This window comes from Nocardioides albidus, from assembly GCF_006335005.1.
GTDB lineage: Bacteria > Actinomycetota > Actinomycetes > Propionibacteriales > Nocardioidaceae > Nocardioides > Nocardioides albidus.
Map to the genome: position 1 here is coordinate 252 of NZ_VDMP01000010.1, position 10,985 is coordinate 11,236.

At 73.1% G+C, this 10,985-nt stretch carries 10 protein-coding genes and 1 pseudogene; 6 read left to right on the forward strand and 5 right to left on the reverse strand.

Annotated features, from left to right (window positions below; all coding sequences use genetic code 11):
• The coding region (locus FHP29_RS00670; RefSeq protein ID WP_139620994.1) for a choice-of-anchor G family protein at positions 1-858 on the reverse strand (858 nt) is incomplete at its 3' end.
• Positions 859-1,061: 203 nt separating this feature from the next.
• Positions 1,062-2,039: a LacI family DNA-binding transcriptional regulator gene (locus FHP29_RS00675; RefSeq protein WP_139620953.1), complete on the reverse strand. Its 978-nt coding sequence runs from the start codon at positions 2,037-2,039 to the stop codon at positions 1,062-1,064.
• 113 nt (positions 2,040-2,152) lie between these two features.
• Between FHP29_RS00675 and FHP29_RS00680 the strand changes: the two genes are divergently transcribed.
• Positions 2,153-3,775: an amidohydrolase gene (locus tag FHP29_RS00680; protein ID WP_139620954.1), complete on the forward strand. Its 1,623-nt coding sequence runs from the start codon at positions 2,153-2,155 to the stop codon at positions 3,773-3,775.
• A 17-nt stretch (positions 3,776-3,792) separates the two neighbouring features.
• Positions 3,793-5,178 carry an APC family permease gene (locus tag FHP29_RS00685; RefSeq protein ID WP_139620955.1) on the forward strand — a complete coding sequence of 462 codons (1,386 nt, stop codon included), beginning with the start codon at positions 3,793-3,795 and terminating at the stop codon, positions 5,176-5,178.
• A gap of 40 nt (positions 5,179-5,218) precedes the next feature.
• On the opposite strand, the gene FHP29_RS00690 is transcribed toward FHP29_RS00685, so the two are convergent.
• Positions 5,219-5,791 (reverse strand): HutD/Ves family protein, encoded by a 573-nt coding sequence (locus FHP29_RS00690; RefSeq protein WP_139620956.1) that lies wholly within the window; start codon positions 5,789-5,791, stop codon positions 5,219-5,221.
• A 94-nt stretch (positions 5,792-5,885) separates the two neighbouring features.
• Positions 5,886-6,326 (reverse strand): HNH endonuclease, encoded by a 441-nt coding sequence (locus FHP29_RS00695; RefSeq protein ID WP_139620957.1) that lies wholly within the window; start codon positions 6,324-6,326, stop codon positions 5,886-5,888.
• A 167-nt stretch (positions 6,327-6,493) separates the two neighbouring features.
• On the opposite strand from FHP29_RS00695, the gene FHP29_RS00700 reads away from it, so the two are divergent.
• Together FHP29_RS00700 and FHP29_RS00705 are read left to right on the forward strand one after the other, a co-directional pair.
• Positions 6,494-7,462 (forward strand): NADP-dependent oxidoreductase, encoded by a 969-nt coding sequence (locus FHP29_RS00700; RefSeq protein WP_205013767.1) that lies wholly within the window; start codon positions 6,494-6,496, stop codon positions 7,460-7,462.
• Positions 7,459-8,514 (forward strand): Dabb family protein, encoded by a 1,056-nt coding sequence (locus tag FHP29_RS00705; protein ID WP_139620959.1) that lies wholly within the window; start codon positions 7,459-7,461, stop codon positions 8,512-8,514. The genes FHP29_RS00700 and FHP29_RS00705 overlap by 4 nt, the downstream gene beginning before the upstream one ends.
• Positions 8,515-8,537: 23 nt before the next feature.
• On the opposite strand, the gene FHP29_RS00710 is transcribed toward FHP29_RS00705, so the two are convergent.
• A complete protein-coding gene (locus tag FHP29_RS00710) occupies positions 8,538-9,680 on the reverse strand; it encodes a PucR family transcriptional regulator (RefSeq protein ID WP_139620960.1) in 1,143 nt (380 codons plus the stop codon).
• An 82-nt stretch (positions 9,681-9,762) separates the two neighbouring features.
• Here FHP29_RS00710 and FHP29_RS00715 point away from each other — a divergent pair, with 82 nt between their 5' ends.
• Entirely contained in the window at positions 9,763-10,707 is a 945-nt protein-coding gene (locus FHP29_RS00715; protein ID WP_139620961.1) for a proline dehydrogenase family protein, read from the forward strand.
• A gap of 26 nt (positions 10,708-10,733) precedes the next feature.
• A pseudogene (locus FHP29_RS22360) lies at positions 10,734-10,985 on the forward strand (L-glutamate gamma-semialdehyde dehydrogenase); the annotation flags it as partial.

Consider the following 10,985-nt stretch of genomic DNA (forward strand, 5'->3'; position numbering starts at 1 on the left):
CTCCTGCATCGCCGAGGTGACGTGCGCCGAGAGCGTGGTCCCGCCGGGGAGCGAGCCGCCGAGGGAGGAGACGTCGAGGATCTGGTTGAGCCGGTCCTCGGCAGCCTGGTCCATCCGGCCGGCGGCGTCGTAGAGGCTGGCCGCGGCGCTCTTGACGACGGGCGACCCGAGGTCCAGGTCGGCCTGGCCGACGCGGTAGCGGCCCGGGCCGCCGACGCCGTCGAGGTCGACGAAGACGGCGTTCTCCGCCTTCACCTCCGCGCCGCCGATGCCGAAGCGCAGGCGCGCCTGGTCGACGAGGAGGTCGGTGAGCCCCGACACCCCGAGCTTGCGGAACAGCGCGAGCAGGTCGATGTCGACCGGCGTGAACCCGCCGTCGGCCCGGTCGAGGGCCACCTCGCCGTCGGCTCCCAGCACCCCGCTGATGGCGCGGGCGTCGACGGGACCGGTCGCCGCGGACTCGGAGTAGAGCGCTCCGGCCTGTCCGAAGTCGATGACGTCCGCGAGGGGCACCTGGACACCGCCCAGCAGCACCAGGTTGCGTCCGGCGGCGTCCGCGTCGAGGTGCGAGCGGTTCGGTCCGGGGTTCGCCTGGGAGGAGGCGCTCGACGCGCCCGCACCCGCGAGCCGCGCATGGCCCGATGTCAGGTCGATCCAACTGGCCGAGGAGCCCGCCGGGTCCGCGGGGTTGGACGGATTGGATCCCGCCGACGTGGCCGGGGCCGATATCCCCGTGACGGCCAGGCAGGCCACGGCTGCGATGGCCGTCGATCGTCGTAGGCCGTGCGTGTCCCGCCGGCGTGCGTGTCGCCCTTGTGGGCGGTGTCCCCATGAAAAGTGCAGCATTACGACCCCCATGCGCCGTTCCCGAAATGGTTTGAGAAAAACACGAGACAAACCAACTGCGATGGGTCATTCCGAGAGAGAGCAACCCCGAAGTGACTCCGGGGACAGCGAAGTCCTCGACGGCGAAGAGCGTCAAGACTCGAAGTGACTATGGATTTTCAGAGCCATTCATGGTTTAACGCGGGTCGAGTCCTCCGAGGGAGGGCCTCGCCGGGTCAGCCGCGCCGGGTGGACTCCCGCTCGTTCAGCACCGCCGGGACGCGGGTCTCGATGGCGCCCTTGTGTCCGGACACGACGACGTCGACGAGGGCCTGCACCGCGGCCTCGCCGGTCAGCCGGGGGTCGATGTCGACGGCCGTGATGCGCGGCCGGGCGATCTGGAGCGAGGGACCGTCCACATAGGAGGCGAGCAGGACGTCGTCGGGGACGCGGATGCCCCGTCCCTGCAGGTGGTGCAGCGCCACGATCGCCGAGCCGTCGGGGATCAGCACGAGGGCGTCGCTGTCGGCGGCGAGCGCCCGGTCCACGGCCGCGGTGGCGTCCTCGGGGCGGTAGGCCAGCGGGATGTCGAACACCCGGACCCGGTCGCGGTCCGCGCAGACGCGGCGGACCTGCTCGCCGAAGGCGGTCTCGTCGCCCGGGGCCAGCACCGCGATCGAGGTGGCGCCCGCGGCGGCGACGTGGTCGAGCAGGGCGGCGGTCGCGCCGAGATGGTCGGCGTGCACGACCCCCACCGGCGTCGCCGACGGGTCGAGGTCGATCTCGACGGTGACCATCGGCACCGGCAGCGAGCGCAGGACGTGGAGCACGGGATCGCCGACCGCCGGGTCGGCGACGATCAGCCCGTCGATGTGCAGGGCGCGCAGCTGCTCCACGTTGTCCCATGCCGGCACCAGCGTGAGCGCCATCCCGTGGGAGAGGGCGGCCTCCGCCGCGCCCCGGGCGAGCTGCACGTAGTACTCGAAGCCCACGGTCCGGTCGGGAACGTAGAGGCCAAGGGCCCCCGACCGTCCCAGGCGCAGGCTGCGAGCCGCCGCGCTGGCGACGTACCCGATCTCCTCGGCGACCCGGCGCACCCGCTCCCGCGTCTCCTCCGCCGTGCGCCCACGGCCCGAGAGGGCCTCCGAGACGGTCGTCGTCGACACGCCGGCGGCGCGGGCGACGTCGTGGATGGTCACTCGGCGCAGTGGCATGGCGACAACCTACCCAGCCCCGTCCGCATTCGTCCGAAGTGCGGTTTCCTCCTTGTCGAAACGTTTCGACACATGGTTTCCTGTGTCGCACACCACAACGAGGGGGATCGAACGTGAGCCATGCCGACCTGGTCGTCCGCGACGCGCGCGTCGTCACCTGGGACGATCGCCGGCCGAGCGCCGACGCCATCGCGGTCCGCGGCGACCGCATCGTCGCCCTCGGCGCCGAGGACGTCGCGGCCCTCACCGGACCCTCCACGGAGGTCGTCACCGGCGCCCTCGTCCTCCCCGGCTTCCAGGACGCCCACGTGCATGCGCCCTTCGCCGGGCACAACCTGCTGCGCGTCTGGCTCAACGACCTCGAGGGCAGGCAGGCCTACCTCGACCACATCGCGGCGTACGCCGCCGCCCGCCCCGAGCTGCCCTGGATCGTCGGTGGGGGATGGGCGATGGAGCACTTCCCGGGAGGCACGCCGCGCAAGGAGGACCTCGACGCGATCGTGCCCGACCGGCCGGTCTTCCTGCTCAACCGCGACGTCCACGGGGCCTGGGCGAACTCGCGCGCCCTGGAGGTCGCCGGCATCGACCGCCACACGCCCGACCCGGTCGACGGCCGCATCGAGCGGGACCCGGTGACCGGCGAGCCGACCGGCACCCTCCACGAGGGGGCGGCGTACACCTTCAACGACCGCTTCGTGCCCCGCCCGTCGCGGGCGGACTGGGAGGAGGCGATCCGGGTCGCCCAGACCCACCTGCACTCGCTCGGCATCACCGGCTGGCAGGACGCCTGGGTCACGCCCGACACCCAGGCCGCCTACACCTCCCTTGCGAAGAACGGCGAGCTGACCGCCCGCGTCGTCGGCGCGCTGTGGTGGGACCGGCACCGCGGCCTCGAGCAGGTCGAGGAGCTCGTCGCCCGCCGCGGGGCGGGAGCCGTGGGCACCTTCTGGCCGACGACGGTCAAGATCATGGCCGACGGGGTGATGGAGAACTACACCGGCGCGCTGCTCGAGCCCTACTGCGACGGGTGCGGCGGGCACACCGACAACCGCGGCCTGGAGTACGTCGACCGCGAGCTGCTCGCGGAGGCGGTCACCGCCCTCGACGGACACGGCTTTCAGGTGCACATGCACGCCATCGGCGACCGGGCCGCCCGTGACTGCCTGGACGCGGTGGCCGCGGCGCGCGCCGCCCACGGACCCAACGACCTGCGCCACCACATCGCCCACCTGCAGCTCGTGCAGCCCGAGGATCTGCCGCGCTTCGCCGAGCTCGGCGTCGTCGCCAACTGCCAGGCCTACTGGGCGCAGAGCGACCCGCAGATGGAGGAGCTCACGGTGCCCTTCCTCGGCGAGGAGCGCGCGCGCCTCCAGTTCCCGTTCGGCGACCTCGTCCGGCACGGCGCCCGGCTCGCCATGGGCAGCGACTGGGCCGTCTCCACCGCCGACCCGCTCGCCCAGATCGAGGTGGCGGTCACCCGTCGCGACCCCTCCGCGCGCGATGCGGCTGCCTTCCTCCCGCACCAGGCGCTCGACGTCGCGACCGCGCTGCGCGCCTTCACCGCCGGCTCCGCCTTCGTCAACCACGACGACGACGCGGGCGTGCTCCGGGTCGGCTCGCGCGCCGACCTCGCCGTCCTCGACACCGACGTCCTCGCCGGCCCCCACGTCCTTCCCGCCGACGCCCGGGTCTCCCTGACCGTCGCGGCCGGCCGGGTCGTCCACCGCACCGCCTGACCTCACCAGGAGCTTCGATGTCCCACCCGACCGGACGTTTCCAGCGCGTGCTGGGGACACCCGAGCTGATCCTCTTCGGCCTGGCCTACATGGTGCCGCTGACCGTGTTCACGACGTACGGCGTCGTCACCGACCTCACCGGCGGGCACCTGCCCGGGGCCTACGTGCTGACCCTCGCCGCGATGCTCTTCACGGCGTACAGCTACGGGCGGATGGTCATCGCGCACCCGTACGCCGGATCCGCCTACACCTACACGCAGAAGGCGTTCGGTGCCCACGTCGGCTTCCTCGCCGGGTGGAGCCTGCTCCTCGACTACGTCTTCCTGCCGATGATCAACTACCTCGTCATCGGGATCTTCCTCGAGGCCCAGTGGCCCGCGGTGCCCGCCTGGGTGTGGATCCTGGTGTCGATCGCGATCGTCACCGGGCTCAACGTGCTCGGCATCAAGATGGTCAGCCGGATGAACCTGGTCCTGGTCGGTGCGCAGGTCGTGTTCATCGTGGTGTTCGTCGGGACCTCGGTCGTCCACCTCGCCGGCTCCGGCACGCCCTCGCTGGTGGCGCCGTTCTTCGGCTCCGGCGCGCAGTTCTCGACCCTCGCGTCGGGCGCCGCGATCCTGTGCCTGTCCTTCCTCGGCTTCGACGCGATCTCCACCCTGTCGGAGGAGGCGCGCGACGCGCGGCGCACCATCCCGCGGGCGATCTGGCAGGTGACGCTGTACGGCGGCCTGCTGTTCATCGCGCTCGCGTGGGTCGGCCACCTCGTCTTCCCCGACCCGTCGGGGTTCACCGACGTCGACGCCGCGGCGACCGACGTGATGCGCGTCGCGGGCGGCGCCTTCCTGGTGTCCTTCTTCACCGCCGCCTACGTCGCCGGATGCTTCGCCTCCGCGATGGCGTCGCAGGCCAGCGTCGCCCGGATCCTCTTCGCCATGGGGCGCGACGGGGTCCTGCCGCGCGCGGTGTTCGGGCGTCTGCACGCCCGCTACCGCACGCCCGCGCTGGCGATCCTCGTGGTGGGCGCCACCTCGCTCACCGCGCTCGTGATCAGTCTGAGCCTGGCCGCCGCCATGATCAGCTTCGGCGCCCTGGTCGCCTTCTCGATGGTCAACCTGTCCGTCGTCAAGCACTACCTGGTCGACGAGGGCCGACGCGGGGGAGCGGCCCTGCTGCGCTACGGCGTCGTGCCGGTCATCGGCTTCGCGCTCACCGCGTGGCTGTGGACGAGCCTGTCCGCGACGACCTTCAAGGTCGGTCTCACGTGGTTCGCGGTCGGGCTGGTCTACCTGGCCGTCATCACGCGCGGGTTCAAGCAGCGCCCGCCGGTGCTCGACCTGTCCGAGGACGCCGCTGACGATGCCGAGGGGGACGTGCCCGAGCAGTCCACGACGCACACGGCATGAGCGCGCCGATCCCGTTCCTGCGTGCGCGGCGTCCGGACACCTACGGCGCACTGGTCGGCTGAGCGATCCGGGCGACGGCGACGCGTCCCTCACCGCTCAGCGTGAGCGGGTCGCCGCTCACCGCGACGTCGCCGTCGGTCAGCGGCGCGTCGCCGGTGCCCAGGTCGCACGTGCCGGCCAGGACGACCAGGACGACCCTCCCGCCGTCGGGTACGACGACCGGAGCGTCGCCGCCGGCGAGGACCCGCACGTCGAGCGTCGCCTCCGCGACACCGCGGCGGGTCATCACGTTGAGGTCCCGCGTGGGCTGCTCGACCCTGCAGCGCACAGGCAGCCCGCCGTCGAAGGCGAAGGGCTCGTCGGTGCGGAGCACGTGGGTGGCCGCGGGCAGGTGCAGGGTCATCTCGCCGCCCTCGATCAGCATGATGATCCGGTCGATCCCGGGGAACGCGGAGAAGTCACCGCTCTGCGTGACCTCGGCCAGGCTCACCCGCCAGGCGAAGTCGTCGGGCGTCCCGCCGAGGGCGATCTCGGTGGTCATGCCCTGGCCGTTGCGCCACGGGACCCGCTGCAGGTCGGCGGCACGGGTGATCGTCGTCCTCGTCTCGCTCATCGCGTCCAGTGCACCGGATCACGGGTGCCGGAGGAAGCCGCGACGGCGACCCGGTGTCTGGGATCCCAGACACCGGTTGGCGACGGGCAGCCCGTCAGGCGGCCACGAGCTGGGCGCGGGTCGGCACGAACGGATCGAGGCGCAGCCGCATGCCCGCCTCCGCCGGCGTGCGGCTGCCCTTGCGTCCGTTGCACGCGCCGCAGGCGGCCACCGTGTTGAGCCAGGTCCAGCCCCCGCCCCGGCTCTGCGGGAGCACGTGGTCGATCGTCGTCGCGGGGGAGCCGCAGTAGGCGCAGCGGTGGCGGTCGCGCCGCAGGACGTTGACGCGCGAATAGGCCGCCGGGCGGTACATCCACTTCGCGGCGACGTACCTCACCAGTCGGATCACCCGCGGCCACGGATGCGGGCCGATCATCCGGTCCTCGTGCGCCTCCTCGACGGTGGCGACCTCGCGGAAGAGCATCCGCACGGCGTGCTGGAAGGTCACCGTGCCCAGCGGCTCGTAGGAGGCGTTGAGCAGCGTCACGGTCGTCATGCCGCGCCCACCTCCTCCTGTCTCGGCCCATTTCCAGCCTGATCCGGCCTTGTGAATGTACGTCGCCTCCGCCCGCCTGCTCCACCGTTTTCGCCGTCCCGCTGAGCGGGAGCAGCGCGGGCGAGGGGTGTGACGGGGGACACGCTCGGCCCATGCACGCGATGATCATGAATGAGACAGGCGGGCCCGAGGTCCTGCAGTACGGCGAGATCGACACTCCCGAGCCGGCGGCCGGGGAGGTGCGGATCCGGGTCGCCTACGCCGGCGTCAACCCCGCCGACTGGAAGAACCGCCAGGGGATGCTGGCCGCGTTCCGGCCCTACGTCTTCCCCTACGTGCTGGGCTTCGACGCTGCCGGCGTGATCGACGCGCTGGGCGAGGGCGTCACCGGTCTCGCCGTGGGCGACCGGGTGGTCACCCCGACCAACCACGGCCAGGGCGCCCAGGGCAGCTACGCGGAGTACGTCGTCTCGGCGGTCGACCGCGTCGCCCCCATCCCCGAGGGCCTCGGCTTCGCGGAGGCCGCCGCTCTGCCGGTGGCCGCGCTGACGGCCTGGCAGGCGCTGCAGCACAACGGCGGTGTGCAGCCGGGCCAGCAGATCCTGGTGCACGGCGGCTCCGGCGGCCTGGGCGGGTTCGCCGTCCAGTTCGCCCGCGCGGCGGGGGCCCGGGTCGCCGCGACGTGCAGCACCGCGAACGTCGACTACCTGAAGGATCTGGGCGTCGACCGGGTCATCGACTACGTCACCGAGGACGTCACCGCCGCGGTCAAGGAGTGGGCCCCCGACGGGCTCGACCTCCTCCTCAACACCGCCGGCGCCAGCTCCCTCACCCACGGCCTCGACCTGGTCCGGTCGGGGGGCGCCTTCGTCAGCATCCCGACCCTGGTCGACGACGGTGACATCCCGGCCGACATCGCGGCCGCCGCCGAGCGGGGCGTCGAGCGCATCTTCTCGATGATGACCGACGTCGACACGGCGCCGGCGCTGACGACCATCGCGCGGATGGTCGTCGACGGCGGCGTGCAGCTGCCCGAGATCCGGGAGTTCGACCTGCGCGACGCCCCGGCCGCCCACGAGGCGATCCAGACCGGCCACACCCGCGGCAAGATCGTGCTGAAGGTGGCGGACCTGTGAGCGCCGCACCCGTGTCCGAGCCGATCGTCGTCCAGGACCGCTTCGAGGTCTTCGCCGCCGACCTGCCGCGCCTGCGCGAGCTCGTCGCCGGGTACGCCGAGGGCGCGGCCGCGCGCGGCCTGACCTTCGTCGAGGAGCAGGTGTCCCCGCCGCTCGCGCTCGCGGACCAGCCGGTCACGCTCTGGGTGCGCTGGACCCTGCCCGATGCCGGCGGGTTCTGGACCGCCCGCGCCCAGTCGCACGATCCGGCCGTCGGTGTCTTCTGGGGCGCGGTCGACGATCTCGTCGTCTCCCGGTCGCGCCACTATCTCGTCGGTCCGGACGCCACCGCGCCGGCGCCCGAGGACTCCGAGCCCTACGCCGTCACGCCCACCGCCTGGCGGGAGACCGCCCAGCTCTACCTCCCGCACGGCGCGGGGGAGGCCGAGCTCGGCGCGCTGGCCGCGGTGCTCGCCCGGGCCGTCGAGCTGCCCGGCATCGAGTCCGCCGTCCTGTGCCCGAACTTCGTGCCCAACGACCTCGGCGCCGGTCACTTCACCTGGGACCTCGTCTACCCCGACCGCAGCAGCGCCGAGGTGGCCCGCAAGTCCGAGCTGTGGACCGACGTCCTGCTGCCCGCCCTCGACGAGCACTGCGTGTCCCGCTCGGCCCTCGGGCTCGAGACCGTCGGCGCCGGCGCGCGCGAGCCCGGCCTGGCCGGTGGGGTGAAGCGCACCGCCCTCTTCCGCCTCCTGCGCGACGTGACGCCGGAGCAGGTCGAGGCCTTCGCCCGCGACACGCTCGCCATGCCCGACCACATCGCCGCGATCCGCAACTGGCGGCTGAGCCGAGCGATCCCGCTCGAGTGGGACGCGACCGCCGGCGAGCCCTGGACCTTCGTGTGGGAGCAGGAGTACGCCGACCTCGACGGTCTGGTCGTCGACTACATGGTCCACCCGCACCACTGGGCGCACATCGACCGCTGGTTCGACCTCGAGTCCGGTGCGCAGATCATCGATCGGGCCCTGTGCCACGCGTTCGCGGGTCTGGCGGAGGCGTTCATCGTGCGGTAGCCGCGGTAGCCCGGCGCGGGCCGTCAGGCGAGGTACGGCGCCAGCTCCAGGGCGAGGTGCAGGCGGAGCCGGTCCTGGCCGCGGGCGAGGTCGTAGCCCGTGGCCTGCTCGACCTGGCCGAGCCGGTGGTAGACGGTCTGGCGGTGCACGGCCATCCGGGCCGCCGTACGGCTGGCGCTGCCGGCCTCGTCGAGCCAGACCCGGACGGTGTCGAGGACCTCCGGGGCGCTCGACGCGAGGAAGGTCCGCACCCGCGCGTCGATCACGGCGGCCGCCAGGTCGTCGTCGCGGGTGACGCCGAGAAGGGCGAGCGGTCCGAGGGACTCCCAGCGCACCACCGAGCCCGCGGACGCGGTGCGGGCGATGCGCAGGCTGACCAGGGCGCCGCGGTGGGCGGCCGCGAGCTCGTCGACGCCGGCCACGACCGGTCCGGTCGCCGCGCGGGTCACCCGGTCCAGGCTGTCGATGCGGCGGCCCAGGCCGAGCGTGCCGAGGAGCCCGTCCAGATCGGCGGCGGGGTCGAGGAGCGCGGCCCGGACGACCGCGCAGGCGACGCCGGGGGCCGAGCGCACCCAGACCACGCCCGGGCGCGAGGGCCGGCTGGCGACCTGGTCGAGCAGCTCGGGCCTCTCCAGGAGGACGCAGGTGACCGGCTCCTGCAGGTCGAGCCCGCCGGCGTGGGCGAGGTCGACCGCCGAGTCGCGGGCGGCCAGCCGCCCGCCCTCGACCAGCTCGCGGAAGAGGGCGTCGCGGTGGGCCTGGCGGCGCTCGGCGACGTTGAGCAGGCGCGCCGCGGACTCGGCGATCCGGGCGGCCTCCGGCCAGGTCGACTCCGGGATCCGGCCCTCGGGGTCGATCAGCCAGAAGTAGCCGTGCACGCGGTCCAGGTGGCGGGCCGGGACGCAGAGTCGGGCCACGATGCCCAGCTTCTCGTCGGCCGGGGTGCGCAACGGGCCGATGGAGTCCTCGATGCCCTGGCCGCGGAACCACGCGCGGACGTCGTCGCTCGATCGCCGCTGCAGGATCGAGCGCTGCCGGATCGAGTCGACGACGTCGTCGCCGCGGTGGTCGGAGAACCCGATCAGCCGGAAGTCCGGGTCCTCCAGGGTGCACGGGGCGTCGGTCAGCCGGGCCATCTCCTCGACCAGGTCGTCCAGCGAGCTCACCGGACAAGTGTCGCATCATGCGGCCCGGAACCTGTGACAAGTGTCTGTTCCCTGTGACGCCCGCCGCTCCTAACGTGGAGACATGCTCGACGAGGCCCTGAGCCAGACCCTGAACCGCGCGTCCCGCAGCGTCCGCGCCCGCCGCGCGGTCGAGTCGTTCCCGCTGACCCGCAAGGTCGTCGACCGGTTCGTGCCGGGCGAGACCACCGCCGACGCCGTCGCCGCGGCCCGCCGCCTGGTCGACACCGGCCGCGAGGTCACCATCGACGTGCTCGGCGAGGACGTCCTCGACCTCGACGGGGCGCGCGGCATGCGCGACGCCTACCTGAGTCTCGTCGCGGCCCTCGCGGAGGCCGGTTGCGCGGCCGGGTCCGACGTGTCGCTCAAGCTCTCCGCGATGGGCCAGGCCCTCCCCGGCGGTACGACGATCGCCACCGACCACGCCGCCGAGATCGCCGAGGCGGCCCAGGCCCACGGCTGCACGGTCACCCTCGACATGGAGGACCACACCTTGGTCGACTCCACCCTCGAGATCGGCGCAGCGCTGCGGGCGTCGTACCCGTTCGTCGGCAACGTGCTGCAGACCAACCTCCGGCGTACCCCCGGCGACATCGCCGACCTCGACGGCACCGGCGCCCGGATCCGGCTGGTCAAGGGCGCCTACCGGGAGCCGGAGTCGGTCGCGCTGCAGCGCAAGGCCGAGGTCGACCACGCCTACGAGCGCGCGATCGACGCGCTGATGGCCTCCGACTGCTACCCGATGATCGCCACCCACGACCCGACGATGCTGGACCGCGCCGTCGAGCGGGCGCGCGAGGCCGGCCGTGACACCGGCGAAACGGCGCGCTGGGAGGCGCAGATGCTGTTCGGCGTACGCCCCGAGCTCGAGCAGCGGATGGTCGACGCCGGGCACCGGATGCGGGTCTACCTGCCGTTCGGCACCGACTGGTACGGGTACTTCATGCGGCGGCTGGCCGAGCGCCCCGCCAACGTCGCCTTCTTCCTGCGCGCCCTCGCGCACCGCTGAGCCCCCACCCCCGAGAGGACCCCGACATGGACGCCATCACCACCCCGCCGGCCCCGGTCAACGAGCCGAACCTGACCTACGCGCCCGGCAGCGCGGAGCGCGAGGCGCTCGTCGCCCAGCTCGACGCGCTCGGCGGCACGACCCGCCAGCTCGACGCCCACATCGGCGGCGAGAAGGTCGCCGGCGGTGGCGAGGAGATCGCCGTCGTCCAGCCGCACGCCCACCAGAAGGTGCTCGGCGTGTTGCGCAACAGCACCGCCGACGACGCGAAGTCCGCG